The following is a 20,968-nucleotide window of genomic DNA, read 5'->3' on the forward strand; positions in this document are numbered from 1 at the left end:
AGTGTGAAGCGGTTTTCGGACGACATCATGCTCCTATCTCTTTGATTTAGAGCCGGATTCAGATTTCAGGTCGGAAAGACCTGAAATCATCCGGCTCTAGGCCGCGGTCGGGCTTGGAATGCGCGGCAGGTTTTCAGCGAGGAACCGCCAGTCGTCGCGTTCGCCCTCGCCTTCATGGCGCTTGCCGAAGAACTGGATGATCATCTTGCCGTCAGCGCCATAGGCTTCGAGCGAGGTGACATGACCTTCCTTGGTCGGCTTGCGCACGGCCCAGACTTCCTGGATGTGATCCGTCCGCAAATGCAGATGGAAAGTCTCGTCCATGACGTTGATCCACGGCCCCATCGGCTTGATCGTCTTGACCGGGCCGGAATGGATCTGGATGCAACCGCGGTTTCCGACGAAGCACATGATCGGCATGCCGTCGGCTGCGGCATGATGGAACATGGCGTTGACGGCGTTGTTGTCGAGCAGCCAGGCATAGTCCTGGCCGACCATGCGCACGGCCTGGCGACGGCTGAGCTTCAGCGCCTTCAGCATGCCGAAGAACTGATGCACGTCGGTCAGCCGGCTCCAGCGGTCGCGCAAATCGTCGATGTTTGCATCAGCGCCCGGTGTCTCCGTATCGTCCTCGGCCAAGCCTGCGATGGAAACGGTCGGCTCCTGGTTCGATGATTCGAGCGACGCTACCAGCTTCTGGTAGGCATAGAGATTGGACGCAGGCCGCAGATGCACCTTGTGCACCGCATCGCCCGCCGCGTCGAAGAATTGCAGGCTGCGGCGGATGTCGCCGCCATCGCGCTTCTCCACCGCAAAGCCATGCGCCCAGACTTTCGGAAAGATGCGCAGGTCGATGTTTTCGCCGAGCACCATGGCGTTGTGGGAACCGGGCACGATCTTGTCGTAGACGCCGATCTTCTCGTGCACCGCGCTTTCGTTGCGGGTCAGCGCCATCACTTCGCCGACGGCGTCGAGGCCGGTCAGCAGATCGTTGACCCGCGGCTCGACGCGCACGACGCCCTCGCCGCAATAAGCGGCGACCAGTTCGGCCTCGGAAATACCGAGCTCGGCGGCAAGGTCACGCTCGCGCGCTTTCGGGTTGTCTGCCCGCGCCCGCCGGATTTCATGCGGGGCGGGTTTTACGCGCTGGTCCATGTCTTGCTACCTGTCTGTCCTGGCTTGTTTTTTCGGCCTGGCCGGTTGTTTGGCTACTTGTTGAGGATGAGCTTGCCCTGGCGGGTGATCTTCAGCCGGTAAAGCGCGCCGTGGTGCTCGATGCCGATCTCGTGCTCGCCCTGGAACAACGTGTTGGAAGAGAGCGTCCTTACCGCCAGCGGCACCCGGTCGAAGCGGGCTGTGGCGTCCTCGGAACGGCGGACGCGGTAGCGAAAGTCATTGGGATTGTGGGTGTTCATCTCTATCGATCCCTTTCCTGTGCCGGGCGTCTGGCTAGGCGTTGCAAAAATGCCGATTCATTTCTTGACTCTAATAGTCATGTTTATTAGTCAGTGCATTACCGGACTAAATGAGTCAACATTTAAGACGCCGGAAGCAATGAAAAATGCCAGCGAGCGCCAACGCCAGCCAGCATCGAACCTGGATTTTGGAGTTGGGGCATGGGGTTGGGAAATCGTGGACGACTGGGTCTGGCGCACGCCGATCCGGTACATCGGTCTATGGCAAAGGCGATGGCCGCCTTGCTTGCGGGTGGTGCAGTTATCGCGTTGCTTACGCCGCCGGCCAGCGCTCAACAGGCAACGCAACCGGCGCCTGATCAACAGCAGGCCGATCAGGCTGAGAAAACCGAACAGCCCGCCCCTGCCGGCGTGACACTGCTCGACAAGATCCTCGTCATCAGCCGGACAGGCGAGACGGCGATCGAATCGCTGGCATCGGCCAGCCATGTCGACCAGGAACAGCTGGACCGCCGCATGGCGACGACACCGAACGAAATGCTGCTCGGCGTGCCGGGCGTCACCGTGCAGGCCGACGCGCGACGCGTCAGCTCCAGCATCAACATTCGCGGCTTGCAGGATTTCGGCCGCGTTGCGGTGATTGTCGACGGCGCCCGACAGAATTTCCAGCGCTCAGACCACGGCACGCAGTCGACCTTCTATGTCGATCCTGAACTCATCAAATCCGTCGATGTGATCCGCGGACCGGTCGCCAACACCTATGGCTCCGGGGCCATTGGCGGTGTCGTCTTCTTCGACACCAAGGATGCCGAGGACTTCTTGAAGCCCGGTAAGACCTGGGCCGGTTCCGTCACCGGACGCTATGAAAGCAATGGCAAGGGCTGGACCACCAGCGCCAGCGGCGCCTACAAATTCAACGACAATTGGGATGTGCTGGGCAACATCGTCTACCGCGACTACGACGACTACAAGAACGGCAGCGGCGACACCGTCGCCGGTACCGGCTTCGACGTGCTGAGCGGCCTCATCAAGACCACCATCCGGCCCAGTGAAAACAGCGAATTGAAGCTCGGCTGGATCGGCTCGAGCGATGGCTGGATGGAAACCAGCGGCGGCGTGCCGGCCAACGATGTCGACCTCAAGTCGAACACCTTTACTGCCCGCTACAACATCACCGACGACGCCAAGAGCTGGCTCGATCTCCACATCAATGCCTCCTACAACAAGACCAATCTCGACCTGACGACGCTTGTGCCGCAAAACCGGTTCGATCCGGTCACCGGTCTTCCCGTCGTGCTGCCGGTTGGCTCAACGTCGACCTTCGATGTCGGCACCACCGGGATCGACATCTGGAACACGTCGCGCTTCGAGACCGCCGGCATCGCGCACGAGTTGACCTTTGGCGGCGACTGGGTCGGCGACGACGTCGAGACCGGCGGCACATCGGGCGGCGACAGTTTCTACACGCCGTCGGGCAAGCGCAACGTGTCAGGCGCGTACATCCAGGACAAGCTGAGCTGGGGCTGGCTCGAAGTCATCACCGGCCTGCGCTACGACAATTACAGACTGAAGGATCCGGACAACGAAACCTCGGGCGACCGGCTGTCGCCGCGCATCACCGTCGGCCTCTCGCCCTTCGAAAGCGCCAGCCTTGCCGGCCTGCAGTTCTATGGCACCTACGCGGAAGGCTACCGCTCGCCGTCACTGACCGAAACGCTGATCAGCGGCAACCATCCGGCCGGCGTCACCTTCCCGTTCCTGCCCAACCCGAACCTGCGGCCCGAAACCGGCAAGACCACCGAATTCGGCGTCAACTACAAGCTGAACGACATCATCGAGGCCGGGGACGCGTTTCGGCTCAAGGCCGCCTACTTCCACAACGATGTCGACGACTACATCGAGGGCGTGACGCTGTCGCCGTTCGACCCAACCAGCGGCTGCCCGTTCGGCCCCGGCATCCCGATCTGCCTCCAGTACCAGAACTTCGCCCAGGCCAAGATCAACGGCGTCGAACTGGAAAGCGTCTATGACGCCGCCTGGGGCTATGCCGGGCTGTCGGCCTCGATCATCAACGGCCACACCATCTCTTACGAAGGCGAGCGGGCCGACCTTGCCGCCATCCCGTCCTCGCAGGTCACCGGGCAGCTCGGCTTCCGCTTCCTTCAGGACAAGCTGACCGTTGGCGGCGAGGTGCAATACAACGGCAAGCCCAAGGGCAACCCCGTGGCCAAGGACTATACGCTGGTCAACGCCTTCGCCAGTTACCAAGCGACCGACAATTTGAAGGTCGATTTCCGCGCCGACAATCTGTTCGATGTCAAATACACCAACCCGCTGAACGGCGGCACAACTGCTGTGATCTACGAGCCCGGCATCACGCTGAAGCTGGCGGCAACCATGCGCTTTGGAGGCTGACGTCAATGACAAGCTTGACGATATCGCTTCGTCTCCTGACCTCGACGCTGGCGATGTCGGTCGGTTCGGCGCCGGCGTGGGCCCAGTCCGCGCCGGCGCCGCAACTCAGCCTCGAGCTCAATGCCGCGCAGCCATCCAACAAGGGCTGCCGGCTGACCTTCGTCGTCAACAATGCGCTTGGCGCCGATCTATCCAAGGCGGCCTTCGAGATCGCGCTGTTCAACGATGCCGGCGTCGTCGATCGGCTGAGCGTGCTCGACTTCAAGGACCTGCCGGCCGGCAAGACCAAGGTGACCCGTTTCGACCTCGCCGGCACCGACTGCACCAAACTCAGCCGCGTGCTGATCAACAGCGCGACCGAATGCGCCGGCGCCGGCGTCGAGCCGGGCGCCTGCATGCGCGGGCTGAAGACTGCGACCAAGACCGGCATCGCATTCGGCGTCTGAGGTGGGACTGCAGCCCGCCTTCAAGCACGATAGCGCGGCGTGGCCCATCTCCGGTCCATCGCCGTGGCCCGCAACCGATCTTGATTTGACAACCCCACCCCGCTCGCGGCAGGTCTCGCCGCAAACCATGCAGGACATCAGCCCCCTCCCCGACGCCGGCAACGACCTGGCGATTGCGCCGGCAGAGCCGCTTGCGCAGTCGCAGCCGTCGGCTGCGGACCGCAAGTGGACGGTGGCGATCATTGCGTCCGGCCTGCTCCACGCTGCTGTTGCGGCGGCGTTGTTGATCGCGCCTGCGGGAACATTCGATTCCAGCAACGCGATACAGTCCGAGGGCACCGATCAATCGGGCGTTGATGTCGTCGGCAGCGATTTGGACGGCCAGGCGCCCGGCGCGGTAGATGTCACCTTGGTGTCGGACCCGCGACCGCCCGAACCCAAGGCCGTTCCACCCGCGCCGCCGGCCGAGGCACCACAACCGGTAGAACAGCCCGAGGCTCCTAAGTCGCCACCGGAAGCCGTCAAACAAGCAATCGACACTCCCGACATGTTGACCGCTGCCACCCCTCGCCAGGACGACCAGAGTGTCACCAGAAGCAGTGAGCCGCCGGCAGCGCCCGCTGCGCAGACGCAAAGCACCGAGGCTCCTCCTGCAGACGCACCTCCCGCAGAAACCCCTGTTGCCAAGCCACCAGTCCCGACTGCAAGGCCAAGCGCCTCAGCTGGAGTCGGAGGAACAAGCAACACCAACGATTCGCGCGGCGCGGCAGACGGCGAGGAACGCGACGCATCAGTGGTTGCCAGCAAGGGCAAAAAGCAGGCTGCGGCCGGCAATGCGATGGAATCCCGCTACAGCGGGGAAATTCAAAAGAAACTCGCCAAGGCTAACCGCCGCGTTTCCAAAGCGGTGCAAGCAAAGGCTCAAAACAATGCCAGGGTCGTTTTCGTCGTCATGGCCGATGGCAGCGTCGGCGACGTACAGCTTGCCGAAAGTTCAGGGTCTGCCGAGCTTGACGAATTCGCTTTGAAGCTGGTGCGCCAGCAAGCTCCATTCCCGCCCATTCCAACGGAAACCGGCAGGTCGAGTTGGGTGTTCAGGGCGCGGATCGGCCCATTTTAAGAAAACCTCCACCGCCGCAGCCGTAGCGGTTCATCAAACACAACTCGTCGGTATCGAAAGGAAGCCAATGTACATCGCCATGAACCGCTTCAAGGTCCAGAACGGCTCGGAGACCGCCTTCGAGGATGTCTGGAAGAACCGTGATTCCAGCCTTTCGGAGATGAAGGGTTTCAGGGAGTTCCACTTGCTGCGCGGCCCGGTCAACGAGACCGAGGGTTACACGCTGTTTGCCTCGCACACGATTTGGGCAAGCCACGAGGATTTCGTCGCCTGGACCAAATCCGAGAATTTTCGCGCCGCCCACCGCAACACCGGCACCTCGAAGGTGCACTATCTCGGCCATCCGCAGTTCGAAGGCTTTTCGGTCGTCGAGGGCGCTTGAGATATTTTGGCCTAAGGGCAGCTGCATTCAGACCTGCCCACTGTCAGGCCCGACCAAGCAATCGCCGCAAAGAGCGGGTGACGCGCTTGCGCAGCCATCGCAACCGGCTTCTGCGATCCAGAAAAGGCCTCACGCGCGGATCATCTCCCAGGCGGCCGAACCGCCTGATGTGCTGCGCCAGGAATCCAGGCACGAAATCGCGGCCATTGACGGCACCGAGCCGCTCCGCATTGGCGAGCACATAGTCGAGAACATCCGTACCCAGCGCGATCTCATGCGTGCGATAGGCCGCCGATTGCTGCACGTGGCCTCCGGCATAGGAGACGCCGGCGGACGCGTTGGCGCCGTGCAGACGATAGAGGCCGAGACCTTCCGACAAGAGCAGGCTGCCGGCCGACAGATGCGCGCATGTTGCAGCCAGATAGTCGGTCCCTATCCTGGTCTTGAAGGGGAACGCCAGAACCGGTTCCAGTGCGCCACGTCTGAAAACCATCGATGATGTCGGCGCCCACATCCAGCCATAGACCCCTGGCCCAAAATAGGTGACCGGATGATCCGATGCATAGGCGAGATCGGGCGCTATCTCGCCAAGCTGCCCGCCGGCCGGAATGACGGTCCCGAGGCCATCCGGCTCGGGACGCGGCTTGCGCAACAGGGCATAGGTGCCGCCCAGCAATGTTCGGTCGCCATCGACCAGGAACACGTCCGAACTGGACAGCGCCGCAGAGCGCACTGCATTGAGATGGGCCGAAATATGCGCCAGGAGAAAATTCGGCCGCCAGACATCGTCGGCGTCAAGGAAGGTCACAAACGGCGCGTCACCAGCGGCAAAGCCGTCGCGGAAGGCCGCCAGTTGGCCGCCGTTTTGCGGCCGCATCAGGAGACGCAGGCGCGGATCGCCGATTGACTGGAGAAGCTGGCGGACATGCTCGGCCGAGCCGTCGGTCGAGGCATCGTCGACGATGACGCATTCCCAATTCCGGTAGGTCTGCGTCAATACCGAACGGATCGCCTGTTCGACATAGGGCCGGTAATTGTAGCAGGTGATGACCACGGCCACGCGCGGCAGCTCAAACGGTGGGCGCTTCTCTTCCATCTGTTCGGCTTGGCCCACTCGAGTTGCTGTCTATATCAGGGCATATCCTTGCAACCAGACGCAGGCAAGCGAGCCGCGAAAAGTCCCCTACGCCGCGGCCAGCAGGCTGGCGTTGCCCCCGGCAGCGGTGGTGTCGACGCAGACCGCGCGTTCATGCGCATAGGCCGCCGGATTGAGCACTTCGCTGACCAGCGGCACGATCGGACCGTTCCGGTTGGCGATCACCTTGCGCACGATGCGGGCTGCCTCGGGCTTGCCCGAGAAGGCGACGACATCGACGCGCAGCGAACGTGCCTCGACCGGATCGGGCCGGCCATCGATAGCAGCCAGCGGCAGCCCCTTGCCGGTCAGCGCCGACAGTGCTGCCGGCGCGCCTGGCGCGACCGCCAGCACCGCGTTCCCTGCGGCCAGCGCCTGGATCGCCTGGGCAAGCAGCGTGTCGGCGTCAGGTCCGAGACACAGCACCCGGCCGCGCAGCGACAGCGACAGCGTGTTGGCCTCGCCCGTCGGTCCGGGCAGATCGACCTGGCCGAAATCGATGCCGGCGGCAGCGCCGATCGCTGCCGCACCCTTGCCGCGCAGATGCTTTCTCAGAATGGCGATGCGGTCCGGCCGCGTCGACCAGCCGCCAAGCGTCGGATCGGGCAGATTGTCGGCGAGTTCGGTCGCCGTCACCTTGCGGCCCTCGGCAATCTCGGTGCCGGCCTCCGGACCCTTGCGGAACCGCCGGAGATAGTGCGGCCCGCCGGCCTTCGGGCCGGTGCCCGAAAGCCCCTCGCCGCCGAATGGCTGTGAACCGACGACGGCGCCGATCTGGTTGCGGTTGACATAGATGTTGCCGGCATGAATGCCGTCGACGAAATGCTGGACGCGGCCCTCGATGCGGGTGTGCAGACCGAAGGTCAGGCCGTAGCCCTTGCGGTTGATGGCGGCGATGACGGCATCGATCCCGTCGGCGTCGAAGCTGGCGACATGCAGCACCGGGCCGAACACTTCGCGCTCCATCTCCTCGATGCCTTTGACGCGGAACACATGCGGCGCAACGAAGCGGCCATCTTTCGGCGCTTCGAGCTTGGCGATCAGCCGCCCCTGCAGGCCCATCGTGGTGCAATAGTCGCGGATCGAAGCCTGCGCCTCGTCGTCGATGACCGGTCCGACGTCGGTCGATATCTGCCAGGGATCGCCGATGGTGAGCGCCTCCATGGCGCCCTTCAGCATCTCCAGCATCTTCTTCTCGACGTCCTTCTGCACATAGAGCACGCGCAGCGCCGAGCAGCGCTGGCCGGCACTCTGGAAGGCCGACGCCAGTATGTCGCGCACCGCCTGTTCGGGCAGTGCGGTGGAATCGACGATCATGGCGTTGAGACCGCCGGTCTCTGCAATCAGCATGGCGTCCGGCGCCGCTGTCTCGGCCAGCTGCTTCTCGATCAGCTTGGCGACCTCGGTCGAGCCGGTGAAGCAGACGCCGGCGATGCGCGGATCCGCGGTCAGCGGTCCGCCGACCGACGGGCCATCGCCGGGCAGAAGCTGGATGACATCCTCCGGCACGCCGGCTTCGCGCAAGAGTTCGACGGCGCGGAAGGCGATCAGTGGCGTCTGTTCGGCTGGCTTGGCGATGACCGAATTGCCGGTGACGAGTGCGGCCGCGATCTGGCCGGTGAAGATGGCGAGCGGGAAATTCCACGGCGAGATGCAGACGATCGCCCCGCGTGCTTGCGTGCCCGCTTCGTTGTCCGCCGCCTCGGCAGCGTAATAGCGCAGAAAGTCGACGGCTTCGCGCACTTCGGCGACGCCGTCGGCCAGCGACTTGCCGGCTTCCCTGGTGGCGAGCGCGAAGAACTCAACGGCGTTGGCCTCATAGAGTTCGGCGGCGCGGTTGAGGATGGCGGCGCGCTCGGCGACGGGGCGCTTTGCCCAGGCCGGCTGCGCTTCCACCGCAAAGCGCACAGCCGTCGCGACCTGCTTGGCCGCCGCTTCGCTGACCGTGCCGACGATCTCGGCAGGCTTCGCCGGATTGACCACCGGGCGCTGCTTGCCGTAGCCGGCCGCACGCGTGATCGGCTTGGCATGCCAGCGCTCAGGCCCGGCGAAGGCCGCCTTGGCCTTGTCGATCGCCACCAGCGTCACCGGATCGGTGATGTCGAACCCCTTCGAGTTGCGCCGCCCGGCGCCGAAGATCGTCGCGGGGCGAGCGATTGCCGGATTGGCGGCAGGCCCCTGGCCCTCGATCGTTTCGAGCGGATCGCGCGCAATATCTTCCGGTTCGACATCCTCGTCGGTCAGCTGGTGGACGAAGGACGAGTTGGCGCCATTCTCCAGCAGGCGGCGGACCAGATAGGCCAAAAGATCGGAATGCGCGCCGACCGGCGCATAGATGCGGCAGCGCGTGCCTTCGGCCTGGCGCACCGTCTCATGCAGCGCCTCGCCCATGCCGTGCAGACGCTGGAACTCGAAGGCGTCACGGTTGTCAGCCATCGACAGGATGGCGGCAACGGTGTGGGCGTTATGGGTGGCGAATTGCGGATAGATGCGGTCGGTCATGCCAAGCAGTTTTTTGGCGCAGGCGATGTAGGAAACATCGGTGTTGGCCTTGCGGGTGAAGACGGGGTAGCCCGAAAGCCCGAGCGTCTGCGCCCGCTTGATCTCGGTGTCCCAATAGGCGCCCTTGACCAGCCGCACCATGATGTTGCGGTTGTACTTTTTCGCCAGCGCATAGAGCCAGTCGATGGTGAAGGCCGCGCGTGGCCCGTACGCTTGCACCACCACACCAAACCCGTTCCAGCCGGCGAGCTCCGGCTCGGACAACACCTTCTCGATGACATCCAGCGACAGGTCGAGCCGGTCGGCCTCCTCGGCGTCGATGTTGAGGCCCATGCGCGAATGCCGCGCGGCCAGCGCCAGCGACAGCAGCCGTTCGGCCATTATCGGCAGCATCTTTTCCTTCTGCGCCTCTTCGTAGCGCGGATGCAGCGCCGACAGCTTGACCGAGATGCCGTGGTTCTGCCTGATATCGGGACCGTTCGAGCCTGAATCGAGCGAGGAAATCGCGTCGGCATAGGCCTTGAGGTAGCGCAGCGCATCGGCCTCGGTGCGGGCTGCCTCGCCCAGCATGTCGAAGGAATAGAGATAACCTTTCTGGATCATCGCCTTGCCGCGCTTGACGGCTTCCGCAATGGAGCGGCCGAGCACGAACTGCTCGCCCATTTCGCGCATGGCGGCGGCCACCGCCTTGCGGATGACCGGTTCGCCCAGCCGGCGCACCATCGAGCGCAGCGTGCCTTCAATGCCACCCTCGCCCTCGTCGAGCACGCGGCCGGTCAGCATCAGCGCCCAGGTCGATGCATTGACGAAGATTGAGCTCGAACCACCTGAATGGGCCGACCAGTCATGCGGCGCAATCTTGTCGGCGATGAGATCGTCCATGGTCTCGGTGTCGGGCACGCGCAGCAGCGCCTCGGCCAGGCACATCAGTGCCACGCCTTCCTTGGTGGAGAGACCGTAGGCCGAGAGAAACACCTCCATCAGCCTGGGGTCGGACGAGCCGCGCACCGCCCGCACAAGATCGGCGGCGCGGGCCGAGATCGCTTTGCGGTCATCGGCGGAAAGTTCTGTTGCCGCAGCTAGACGCTTCACAGCCGCGTCTTCGTCGGGCAGGTAGTTGGCGCGGATCTGCTGGCGGATGGTGTCTAGCGGCATGGCGGTCCCTGCGGAGCGAGCATCTGGGAGCGGGCCGGCGTTCGCCGGACCGAATGGCGCAAGCTAGCACAGAGCCGTATTTTCAGCCGGTCCAAAGAAATCGACATGGAAGGCTAGTCGATCTATCATTGTGGTCGAATTGTCATCAAATGGACTATGATATCCGTGACGGAAGACCAATTGGACCGCATCGACAAAAACATCCTGTCGTCTCTGGCACGCGACGGGCGGCTGTCCATGTCGGAACTGGCCGGCAAGGTCGGACTGTCGAAAACGCCGGTGCAGGCGCGGGTGAAGCGCCTGGAGAAGGACGGCTATATCAGGGGCTACCAGGCGATCATCGACCGCGAGCGCATGGGCGAAGGCCATGTCGCCTTCGTCCAGGTCAAACTGTCGGATACACGCTCCGCCGCGCTCGACGCTTTCAACCGCGCGGTGCAGGCGGTGCCAGAGATCGAGCAGTGCCACATGATGGCATCGAGCTTCGACTATCTCCTGAAGGTCCGCACCACCGACATCGCCGCCTACCGCCGCGTTCTCGGAGAGCGCATCTCGGCCCTGCCCCACGTTGCCCAGACCTCGACCTTCGTGGCCATGGAAACGGTGAAGGACCGCTGACACCTCAGTCCGACAGCGTCTTCAAAAACGCCACCAGCGCCGCACGTTCGCGATCCGACAGTTGCAGCGGGTGGACTTCGGAGGTGCCCTCGACGCTCGCCTCCGCCTTCGCATAATGCGCCACCACCTCCTCCAGCGAAGAGAACTGACCGGCATGCATATAGGGTGGCCGCGTCGCGGCTCCCCTGAGCGACGGCGTCTTGTAGGCGCGCATCAGTTCGGGCGCGGCCTTGACAATGAAGCGCAGCTCACCGCAGGCGCCTGCGTCACCATCACGGAAGGCGCCGAAGCAGTTGAACGGATCGGCCTCGACCTCAGCCACTGCATCGACACGGCCGCGATCCAGCGGCAGGTCCTTGACGGGCGGCACGCCGGTGTTGTGGAAACTGTTGTCGGTAAAGCGCGGGCCGTTATGGCACGTCACGCAATTGGCCTTGCCTATGAACAATTTCAGCCCAAGGATTTCCTCGTGCGAAAAGGCATCATCGTCTGTCGGCTTGGCGCCTGACGCGAGGTCGATGGCAAAGCGGTCGAAGCGCGTCTCTCCCGGCTCGATCGACCGTTCGAAGGCCGCGATTGCCTTGCCGATGTTGGAAAAGACGCGATTGACGTCGTCCATCTGGGCGGCAGTCATCGCCTTCCACGCCGCTTGCTCGACTTCGTTGCCGAGCGGGCTGGCATTGGCCGGAACGGCTGAAAGGTCGGGCAGCGGACCGAAAATACGCTCATAACGCTCGCCGAAGCGCTTCTTGATGTAGTGGGCGAAGGCCGCCCTGTTACCGGCCTGTTCGAGCGGATTTTCCAATGGCGTCAGCGCCTGCGCCCACAGGCTGTCGCGCCTTCCGTCCCAGAAGAACCACGGATTGCGCGCCACGCCGGCCAGCGGCATCGAGCGCCGGTTGGTGCGGCCGACACCGACAGCCTGCGGCAGGTCGTCCTGGAACTGCCGGTCGATCTTGTGGCAGGTCGAGCAGGACACGTTGCCGTCATGGCTCATGCCCTGGTCGAAGAACAAAGTGGAGCCCAAAGCCGCCGCGGCCGGCACGTCGGCGAAGCGGTTGGTGGTATCGGGCTTGAGTGCCGGCAAGGCGTTCAGCGCCAGCGAAGCGATGGTCTTCTTCTCGGCGTCGGAAAAATCCGGCTTGCCACAACCAGCAACCAGCAAAGCCGCCGCCAGTGCCAGAAGACGCAACGTGCAGTTCATAGGCAGCTCACAGCACCACGTTGAAGACGACCGTATCCGAGCCGGCGCCGGACGAGATGGCAAACCGAAATTGCCACCAGCCACTCATAGTGAATTTCAGCCCCTCGATGCGGTAACGGCCCTCGCCCAGATAGTCGGTTACCTGTGGGCTGGTCGGCAGACCGTGACTGTGTTGCGGCATGCCGCCCGAGATGGCAATCGCGGCCCGCTCCACCGAAGCCCCTGTCTTTGTCTTCAACGTCAGCAACCAGGATTCCAGTTCGCCCTGCCGCACCACGCCCCGTTCCGGCACGAAGCTTGCCACATACAGCCCATTGTCGGTCTTCTTCGTGCGCGAAATATCCGGACCCGGCGCCCACTGCGGCGCGGTCAGATAGACGATTGCCAGTATGCCGGCCAGCAGAGCGGCCAGACCAAGGCCCGCAAGAAGATAACGCCATATCGATGCCAAACCGGTTCCTCTTCCAAACATAACGTCTCGGGGAGCAATTCGCGTCCCGCCGCTTCTGTGGGAAAACGCTTCTGGCGCAAAATTCCGCCGCCGCCAAGCATGGCGCTGCCGGTCGCAAAAAGCTACAGGACCGAAACCAAACCCGAGGGAGAGTTATGGCAGCAGACGGCGTCGCTTCGATAGGTGAGTGCATGCTCGAACTGTCCGGCCAGGCCGGGCCGAACTGGCGCATGGGCTTTGCCGGCGACACGTTCAACACACTGTGGGCGCTGCATGCGCTGAGCGGCGAGCGACCCGCCACCTACGTCTCTGCCTTCGGCGACGATCCCTTCTCGCAGGGCCAGATCTCGTTCTTCGCCGAAAACGGCATCGGCATCGGCGCCAGCCCGGTCATTCCAGGCGCGCGGCCCGGCCTTTACGCCATCACCTTGACCGGCGCCGAACGCGCTTTCACTTATTGGCGCAGCGACGCGGCTGCCAGGCGGCTTGCCTCGGACCCGGCCGCCCTGGCAAAAAGCCTTGAAAACCAGGCGCTTGTGTATTTCTCCGGAATCACTTTGGCAATTCTGGACGCCGCCGCGCGCAAGACGTTGCTGGCAGAAGTGGCCAAGGCCCGCTCTGCCGGTTCACTCGTCGCCTTCGACCCCAATTACCGGCCGCGCCTGTGGCAGAGCCGCGAGGAGGCGCAAGCCGCGATTCTCGACGCACTTGCCGTCACCGACATCGCTTTGCCGACCTTCCCCGACGAGCAGATGCTGTTCGGCGATACGGCACCCCAGGTGACTGCCGAGCGGATGGGAAAACTGGTCGGCGAAGTCGTCGTCAAGAATGGCGAGGAGCCGGCACTGATCGCCACCAGGGGAACCCTGCAGCCGGTTCCGGCCCAGCATGTCGCCACCCCCATCGACACCACCGGCGCCGGCGATTCCTTTAATGGCGGCTATCTCGCCGCCCGGCTTGCCGGCCATGCGCCGGCGGACGCCGTGCAGCGGGCGCATCGCGTTGCCGCCGCCGTCGTGCAGGTGCGCGGCGCGTTGGCGCCGTTCGAGGTTCTAAGAACCGCTTTCGAGGGCTAAGACCTCAAGGCAAGCGGAACCGGTATTCCGTCACCTGATGATAGATCTGGCCGGGCCACAGCGTGGCCTGCGGGAAATAGGGTCGGTTCGGCGCATCGGGCCATGCCTGTGCCTCGAGGCAAAAGCCGGAAAACGCCTTGTAGCGCCGCCCGTCCAGGCCGCCCGACGTCGGCGTGACATACTGGCCGGTGTAAAGCTGCAGGCCGGGCTCGGTGGTCCAGACTTCCATCTCGACGCCTGAATTCGCGCCTTGCGCCCATGCCACCTGGTGAAGCGGGCCACGGCTGGATGCAAGGCAGAAATTGACGTCGTAGCTAAGCTGCTCGCCTTCCGTTTCCATGCGCAGCGGCCGCGCCTGGCGGAAGTCGAAGGGGGTGCCGTCGACAGGCTTGACCACGCCGGTCGGGATCATCTCGCCATCGACCGGCGTATAGGCGCCGGCGTTCAGCATCAGCCGGTGATCGAGAATGTCAGTGGTGCCGCCATCGTCGAGATTGAAATAGGAATGCTGCGCCAGATTGCACAGCGTCGGCTCCTCGCAGGTGGCGGTTAGTTCCATCGAGAGCGTGCCGGGGATCTTCAGCCGGTAGGTGCAGGTGACATCGAGCGCGCCGGGGAAGCCCATCGTGCCGTCGGGATCGTGCAGGGTCAGCGTGACAAAATCCCTACCGTGCAGCGAAACCGTCCATGGCCGGTGGAAATAGCCCTGCGAACCGCCGTGCAGCGTGTGCTTGCCCAGGAAATTGGGTTCCGTCTGGTAGCGCTGGCCGGCGATGGTGAAGCGGCCGTCGCGGATGCGGTTGGCATAGCGGCCAACGACCGCGCCGAAGAATGCCCGGTCGGTCTCATACGGCTCGAAGCGGTCATACCCCAGCACCAGCGGCGCGTCATGGCCGGCAAGCCGCAAATCCTGGATGATCGCGCCGAGCCCGATGATGTTGGCGCTGATGCCGCCGCCACGGATGGTGAAACGGCGCACCGGTTCGCCCGCCTGCGTCGTACCGAAGACCTCGCCGTCCTTCATTGCTATTCCCAGATGCTGTTTCGTCGATCTACGGACTTAGAGCAATTCCAGGAAAAGTGTGAAACGGTTTTCCGTCAGGAATTGCGTCAAACAAAGAAATAGAGCGGTTTGACGTTTCCGTGAAACGGTGAACCGCTCTGGGCCGGCTGAATGTCGTCTGGCAAGGGCAGGCACGCGGCCTGCCCTGCCCGTCAATGATTTAGAGGCCGAGGCCGCCGATGCAGACATATTTGGTGTCGAGATAGTCCTCGATACCCTGATGTCCGCCTTCCTTGCCGAGGCCCGATTCCTTGACGCCGCCGAACGGCGCTTCCGGCGTGGTGATCAGGCCTTCATTGACGCCGACCATGCCGTATTTCAGACCTTCCATGACCCGGAAGGCGCGGCCGAGATCGCCGGTGTAGAAATAGGCGGCAAGGCCGAACTCGGTGTCGTTGGCGAGCGCGACAGCCTCTTCCTCGGTCTCGAACTTGAACACCGGGGCGATAGGACCAAAAATCTCTTCCTTCATGAAGCGCATCTCAGGCTTCGCGTTGGCGATGACCGTTGGCTGGAAGAACGAGCCGCCAAGGGCGTGGCGCTTGCCGCCGGCAACGACCTTGCCGCCCTTGGACGTGGCGTCGGCGATGAATTCCTCGACCTTCTCGACCGCCTTCACGTCGATCAGCGGCCCCTGCTGCACGCCCTCTTCCAGGCCCGAGCCAACCTTCAGAGCATTGCTGGCCGCGACCAGCTTCTCGACAAACTTGTCGTAGATGCCGGCCTGAACGAGGAAGCGGTTGGTGCACACGCAGGTCTGGCCGGAATTGCGGTACTTCGCGGTGATCGCACCGGCGACGGCGCGGTCGAGGTCGGCGTCGTCGAAGACCAGGAACGGCGCGTTGCCGCCGAGTTCCATCGACACTTTCTTGACGGTCACGGACGATTTCTGGATCAGAATCTTTCCGACCTCGGTCGAACCGGTGAAGGTGATCTTCGATATTAGCGGATTGGCGCAGATCTCGTCGCCGATTTCGGCAGCCGAACCGGTCAGGATGTTGACGACGCCCTTGGGGAAGCCGACTTCCTCGGCAAGCGCGCCCCAGGCGAGACCTGAATACGGCGTCTGCGAGGCCGGCTTGACAACAGCGGTGCAGCCGGCGGCAAGTGCCGGACCAAGCTTGCGGGCGAGCATCGAGGACGGGAAATTCCACGGCGTGATGGCGGCGATGACGCCGACCGGCTCCTTGGTCACCAGGATGCGGCGATCGCCCCACGGCGACGGCACGACGTCGCCATAGGTACGGCGGCCTTCCTCGGCAAACCACAGGATGTAGGCGGCGGCCGAGCCGATCTCGCCCTTGGATTCGAACAGCGACTTGCCCTGCTCGATGGTGAGCAGTTCGGCCAGCACGTCCTGATTGTCCATCATCGCGTCATGCAGCTTGCGCAAGAGCTTCGAGCGCTCGAGCGCAGTGGTCTTGCGCCAGGTCTTGAAGGCCTCGGCGGCGGCTTCTATCGCGCGGCGGGTTTCCGCCTTGCCCGACTTCGGCACGGTGCCGATCTTGAGGCCGGTTGCCGGGTTGTTGACGTCGACCGTCTGGCCGCTGTCGGCCTGAACCCATTCGCCATTGATGAGATTGGCCTGGCGCATGAAATGGCTGGTTTTCTGAAGCATGGTCTAGCCTCCGTTCGGCGCACTGACGGGCCGGTTTCTGGATCTCTTCGATGAGCGTGCACAAGGCGGCGATGCCGGCACGCTGGAGCCACTGCTCTTTACCTAGGGCAAGCCCCGCAAGCAATTGCAAGATGGCATATAGGGGTTGGGCCAGCACAAGACGAGAGCCGAGCCCTAACCAAAGACATGAACCACCACCGTCAGCCAGAAGGTCGTCGTGAAAGCGGCACAAGCCGTGGCGATGGTCATCTGGTTCGACGCCAGCGCCTGGCCGGTGTTGAACTGCACGGCGATCAGATAGGAATTGACCCCGGATGGCATCGCCGCCACCATCACAGCCACCTTGGCCGTCAAGGGCGGCAGGCCGAGCAGCCAGACGAAGACCAGCACCAGCGCCGGCATCAGGAACAGTTTCAGCGCCGAAAGCACCAGTGCCGGCCTGACATTGCCCGAAATGCCGAAGCGGCGCAGGCTGAGCCCCATGGCGAACAGCGCCACCGGCGCCGCCGTAGCGGCCAGCGCATCGACCAGGCGCATGGCGACAGCAGGCAGCGGCGCACCGGTGATGCGCCATGCAAGCCCCGCCAGAATGCCGATGACCAACGGATTCATGAACAACCGCCTGAGGAAGCGACGGACAACGCGCAAGGGATGCACGGGTTCGCCGCTGCCGCGCCCGAATATCTCGAACAGAACGATCGAGGCCATCAGCATGATCGGCAGATGCACCGAGACCAGCAGAGACAGCACCTCGAAGCCAGCCGCTCCGAATATGCCGAGTATAAAGGGCACGCCGAGCAGCACCACATTGGAAAATGCCGACGACACGCCGCCGACGACACCAGCACGGGCGTCGCGGCCGAAGACACGGGTGGTGACCAGATGGCCGGTGGCCCAGGTGATGGCGACCGCCGCGAAATAGGCGAACCACAGCGGCCATGGCGCCACACCGTGGAAGTCGGACCGCACCATCGTCTGGAACAGAAGCAGCGGCATCGCCACGTTGACGGCGAATTCGGAGATGCCCTCGCCGCTCGCCGGCCTGAGATAGCCGGTCCACCCGGCGACATAGCCGAGCGCGACAAGACTGAAGACGAAGAGGACGGTTTCGGTGAGCGCGGACATTTACCGAGGGATAAGCGAGCCATGCTCGCGGCGCAATCGCGCCCGAATTTGATCATCGTCGGCTGGCAGGCTTATAGAGGGTTTGGATCATTGGGCGGACGACACGACAAATGGCCTTTGTCGGCACCTCGAAAGGCAATCTTGTCCGACGGCTGGCGGCTTTCGTCACCGTGCTGCTTTGCCTTGCCGTATCTGTGGCTCAAGCCACCGAGACCAAAAGCCTCAAGGGCGTGGCGCTGATCATCGGTCAATCGAACTACGAACATATCGCAGCCCTTGCCAATCCGGCCAATGACGCCCGCGACATGGCCAAGATGCTGACTGACCTCGGCTTCGACGCCCGCAACGTCACCGACCGCGATGCCGCAAAGCTCAAGCGCGACCTCGACCGCTTCGTCGAGGATGCAGAAGGCGCCGACGTCGCTTTCATCTACTATTCTGGCCACGGCATCGAAGCCGGCGGCGAGAACTATCTGGTGCCGGTCGACGCCGATGTCTCCTCGCTGAAGAATGCCGGGGAGGCGCTGGTGCCGATTTCCACCGTCATGGACGAGCTGAAGAAGACCGTGCCGGTGACCATCGTGCTGCTCGATGCCTGCCGCACCAATCCGTTTCCGGCCGACGCAGTCGTGCGCCGGGCGCCGACGGCGTCCGCCGAGCCCATCGGTGCCGGCGGACTGGAACCGGTGCGTGGCGCGAAGGCGCTCGGCAATGTAACGGCGGAGGATGCCAGCCTCGGCACGGTTGTCGGCTTTGCCGCCGAACCGGGCCGCCCGGCGCTCGATGGCGCTGCCGGCGAAAACAGTCCCTATGCGGCAGCCTTGCTGCGCCATCTCACCGCGATGAAGGGCGCCGAATTCGGCTCGGTCATGCGCATGGTGACCGAAGAGGTCTATCTCGACACCAAGGCGAAGCAACGGCCCTGGGTCAGCGAGAGCCTGCGCCGTCTGCTCTATTTCGGCGTCGCGCCGCCGGAGCCGACGGGCGACGACGGCTTGATCACTGGCGAAAGGCGGCAACTGCTGCTGACCATTTCCGACCTGCCCGACCCCAAGCGGGCGCAAGTGGAGCTGGCCTCGCTCAAGGACGGTGTGCCGCTCGACGCGCTCTACGGCGTGCTGAAGGCGCTCGGCACGGAGAAAATCCCCGAGGATCCGAACGACCTGCAAAAGGTGCTCGACGGTCAGGCCGAGCGCCTGAAGAAGATGATGGCCGAACGCGCAGCGCTGCGCACCGACGACCCCGAGATCAGTCGGCTGGTCGCGTCCGCTGACAAGGCCATTGGCCAGGGCGCCATGGTGACGGCGCGCAAATTCCTCGATGACGCTGTCGGTCGGGTCGAGGAAAACAGCGGTGCGGTCGACGAGGCCGAGGATCTGGTCAAGCAAAAGCGTATCGCAGACGCCGCCATCTATGCCAAACGCGCCGACGCCGCCGCACTGGTCTTCGACTACAAATCCGCCGCCGACGACTATGCCAAGGCGTTCTCGCTGGTCGAGAAGTGGGACGAAAAACTGCGCTGGAACTACAAGAACCAGGAGGCCGAGGCGCTGAACGCCTATGGCTACGCCAGCGGCGATCTCGACGCCTTGCAGCAGGCGATAGAAGCCTACCGCGTCATCTTGAACTTCATTCCCAATGGCGAACAAAACCGCGACTGGGCCATCACCCGCAACAACATGGCAGTGGTGCTCCAGAACATCGGCGAGCGCGAGGTCGAGACCGCGCATCTCGAAGAGGCCGCGCAGATTTTTCGCGATTCGCTTGCCGTGTTCGAGCGCGAAAAGGACGACACGAACTGGGCCGCCGCGCAGAACAATCTGGGCAATGTGCTTCTAAAGATCGGCGAGCGCGAGAGCGACCCGGCCCGCCTCAATCAGGCCGTGGCGGCCATGCGCGCCACCTTGGAAAAGCGCCCGCGCGAAAAACTGCCGCTCGACTGGGCCTCGTCGCAGAACAATCTCGGCCTCGCCCTCTATGCATTGTCCCAGCGCGAACCCGCCGGCGAGCATCTGGCCGAAGCCGAAGCCGCCTATCGGCTGGCGCTACAGGAATACACGCGCGCAAAAACGCCCGTTGAATGGGCGATGGTCCAGAACAATCTCGGCAACACGCTGGTGACTTCAGGCATCCAATTCAACGACAAGGCGAAGATCTATGAGGCTGCCGATGCTTTCCGCGCCGCGCTCGAGGTGCGGACCCGTGAGACGTTCCCGGTGTCCTGGGCGACAAGCCGCCTCAATCTCGGAAATGCGCTGAGCGGTGTCGCCCGCTTCGACATGGGCACGGCTACGCTTGAAGAAGCTGCGGCTGCCTATGACGACGCGCTGACGGTGTTCACCCGCCAGCGCTTTCCGACGGACTGGGCCTCGGCGCAGAACAATCTCGGCTCGATCTACCAGACGCTGGGCCAGCGCACGCGCGATGCGGTCAAGCTGGAACAGTCGGCGGCAGCCTTCCAGGCTGCACGGCAGGTCTATGTCAGGCGGAAGTTCCCGCAGGACTGGGCGATGAGCTACTACAATCTCGGCAACACACTGCAGCTGTTGGGCGGCGTGACCGACAAGCCCGAGCACTACAGCGATGCGGTCGACGCCTACGTCAATGCGTTGCGCGAATACAAGCGCGAGACGAACCCGAGGCAGTGGGCACTGGCCCAGGCCGGCCTGGGCTCGACACTGCACTGGTTGAGCATGACCAATGGCGATGCCAAGACCTTGCAGGATTCGATCGCCGCGCGGCGGGCAGCGCTTGAAATACTCACCATCGAGGCCGCACCGGTCGACTGGGCCAATGCTCAAAATGGCATCGGTATGAGCCTGCTCAATCTCGGCAATCTCCAGCGGACCGACAAATATCTCAACGACGCCGAAGCGGCGTTCACGGCGACGCTGAAGGTGTTTACGCGCGAAAGCCAGCCGCTGCAGTGGGCCTTCGAACAGAACAATATCGGCGACGTCCACTGGAACCGCGCCAGCTACGGCGCAGGCAAGCCGGAATATCTCAAGGCGATCGAATTCTTCGAGAACGCCAAGCAGGGCTTTACTGAAGCCGGCTACACGATCCCCATCCCGCTCACCGACCAGAAGATCGAACTGGCGAAGAAGCAGATGGCGAAAAAGTGAAGTTGCGGGCGCCAATGCATGTCGCACAAAAGTGACCCCGGTTTTGGGACAACGACATGCATAAAAACAAAATCCAAAGCGCCTCGCGTGAATCCGTTTCGGGCGCGACGCGCTTTGG

General features: G+C 63.5%; 16 protein-coding genes. 7 read left to right on the forward strand and 9 right to left on the reverse strand.

The window, feature by feature from the left end:
• Positions 1 to 96 precede the first annotated feature (96 nt).
• Together ACWGTI_RS14740 and hemP are read right to left on the reverse strand one after the other, a co-directional pair.
• Positions 97 to 1,155 carry a hemin-degrading factor gene (locus ACWGTI_RS14740; protein WP_454587789.1) on the reverse strand — a complete coding sequence of 353 codons (1,059 nt, stop codon included), beginning with the start codon at positions 1,153 to 1,155 and terminating at the stop codon, positions 97 to 99.
• 53 nt (positions 1,156 to 1,208) lie between these two features.
• Positions 1,209 to 1,415: a hemin uptake protein HemP gene (gene hemP / locus ACWGTI_RS14745; protein WP_454587790.1), complete on the reverse strand. Its 207-nt coding sequence runs from the start codon at positions 1,413 to 1,415 to the stop codon at positions 1,209 to 1,211.
• A gap of 273 nt (positions 1,416 to 1,688) precedes the next feature.
• Here hemP and ACWGTI_RS14750 point away from each other — a divergent pair, with 273 nt between their 5' ends.
• The 4 genes from ACWGTI_RS14750 to ACWGTI_RS14765 all read left to right on the forward strand — a co-directional run bounded on the left by ACWGTI_RS14750 (position 1,689) and on the right by ACWGTI_RS14765 (position 5,778).
• Positions 1,689 to 3,830 (forward strand): TonB-dependent hemoglobin/transferrin/lactoferrin family receptor, encoded by a 2,142-nt coding sequence (locus tag ACWGTI_RS14750; protein WP_454587791.1) that lies wholly within the window; start codon positions 1,689 to 1,691, stop codon positions 3,828 to 3,830.
• Between the two features lie 5 nt (positions 3,831 to 3,835).
• Positions 3,836 to 4,276 carry a hypothetical protein gene (locus ACWGTI_RS14755; RefSeq protein WP_454587792.1) on the forward strand — a complete coding sequence of 147 codons (441 nt, stop codon included), beginning with the start codon at positions 3,836 to 3,838 and terminating at the stop codon, positions 4,274 to 4,276.
• Positions 4,277 to 4,403: 127 nt separating this feature from the next.
• Complete coding sequence (locus tag ACWGTI_RS14760; protein WP_454587793.1) at positions 4,404 to 5,396, forward strand: energy transducer TonB family protein; 993 nt, start codon at positions 4,404 to 4,406, stop codon at positions 5,394 to 5,396.
• Between the two features lie 67 nt (positions 5,397 to 5,463).
• Positions 5,464 to 5,778: an antibiotic biosynthesis monooxygenase family protein gene (locus tag ACWGTI_RS14765; protein ID WP_454587794.1), complete on the forward strand. Its 315-nt coding sequence runs from the start codon at positions 5,464 to 5,466 to the stop codon at positions 5,776 to 5,778.
• 43 nt (positions 5,779 to 5,821) lie between these two features.
• Here ACWGTI_RS14765 and ACWGTI_RS14770 read toward each other — a convergent pair whose 3' ends face one another.
• Together ACWGTI_RS14770 and putA are read right to left on the reverse strand one after the other, a co-directional pair.
• Positions 5,822 to 6,892 (reverse strand): glycosyltransferase family 2 protein, encoded by a 1,071-nt coding sequence (locus ACWGTI_RS14770; RefSeq protein WP_454587795.1) that lies wholly within the window; start codon positions 6,890 to 6,892, stop codon positions 5,822 to 5,824.
• A gap of 69 nt (positions 6,893 to 6,961) precedes the next feature.
• Positions 6,962 to 10,570, reverse strand: a complete 3,609-nt coding sequence (gene putA, locus ACWGTI_RS14775; protein ID WP_454587796.1) for a bifunctional proline dehydrogenase/L-glutamate gamma-semialdehyde dehydrogenase PutA — start codon at positions 10,568 to 10,570, stop codon at positions 6,962 to 6,964.
• Between the two features lie 156 nt (positions 10,571 to 10,726).
• Here putA and ACWGTI_RS14780 point away from each other — a divergent pair, with 156 nt between their 5' ends.
• Entirely contained in the window at positions 10,727 to 11,188 is a 462-nt protein-coding gene (locus ACWGTI_RS14780) for an Lrp/AsnC family transcriptional regulator (protein ID WP_454574293.1), read from the forward strand.
• A gap of 4 nt (positions 11,189 to 11,192) precedes the next feature.
• Here the strand turns inward: ACWGTI_RS14780 and ACWGTI_RS14785 are convergent, their stop codons facing one another.
• Both ACWGTI_RS14785 and ACWGTI_RS14790 read right to left on the reverse strand, forming a co-directional pair.
• A complete protein-coding gene (locus ACWGTI_RS14785) occupies positions 11,193 to 12,392 on the reverse strand; it encodes a cytochrome-c peroxidase (protein WP_454587797.1) in 1,200 nt (399 codons plus the stop codon).
• A 7-nt stretch (positions 12,393 to 12,399) separates the two neighbouring features.
• Positions 12,400 to 12,843, reverse strand: coding sequence for a FixH family protein (locus tag ACWGTI_RS14790; RefSeq protein WP_454587798.1), 444 nt, complete (start codon positions 12,841 to 12,843; stop codon positions 12,400 to 12,402).
• A 155-nt stretch (positions 12,844 to 12,998) separates the two neighbouring features.
• On the opposite strand from ACWGTI_RS14790, the gene ACWGTI_RS14795 reads away from it, so the two are divergent.
• Positions 12,999 to 13,919 carry a sugar kinase gene (locus ACWGTI_RS14795; protein ID WP_454587799.1) on the forward strand — a complete coding sequence of 307 codons (921 nt, stop codon included), beginning with the start codon at positions 12,999 to 13,001 and terminating at the stop codon, positions 13,917 to 13,919.
• 4 nt (positions 13,920 to 13,923) lie between these two features.
• Here the strand turns inward: ACWGTI_RS14795 and ACWGTI_RS14800 are convergent, their stop codons facing one another.
• The 3 genes from ACWGTI_RS14800 to ACWGTI_RS14810 form a co-directional block, all read right to left on the reverse strand.
• Positions 13,924 to 14,949, reverse strand: a complete 1,026-nt coding sequence (locus tag ACWGTI_RS14800; protein WP_454587959.1) for an aldose epimerase family protein — start codon at positions 14,947 to 14,949, stop codon at positions 13,924 to 13,926.
• Positions 14,950 to 15,142: 193 nt separating this feature from the next.
• Positions 15,143 to 16,600 (reverse strand): NAD-dependent succinate-semialdehyde dehydrogenase, encoded by a 1,458-nt coding sequence (locus ACWGTI_RS14805; RefSeq protein WP_454587800.1) that lies wholly within the window; start codon positions 16,598 to 16,600, stop codon positions 15,143 to 15,145.
• Between the two features lie 174 nt (positions 16,601 to 16,774).
• Entirely contained in the window at positions 16,775 to 17,725 is a 951-nt protein-coding gene (locus ACWGTI_RS14810) for an AEC family transporter (RefSeq protein ID WP_454587801.1), read from the reverse strand.
• 110 nt (positions 17,726 to 17,835) lie between these two features.
• Here ACWGTI_RS14810 and ACWGTI_RS14815 point away from each other — a divergent pair, with 110 nt between their 5' ends.
• The gene (locus tag ACWGTI_RS14815; RefSeq protein ID WP_454587802.1) at positions 17,836 to 20,850 is read left to right on the forward strand and encodes a caspase family protein; all 3,015 of its coding nucleotides are present in this window, start codon (positions 17,836 to 17,838) and stop codon (positions 20,848 to 20,850) included.
• Positions 20,851 to 20,968 lie beyond the last annotated feature (118 nt).

The sequence above is a fragment of the Mesorhizobium sp. ArgA1 genome, assembly GCF_053714375.1.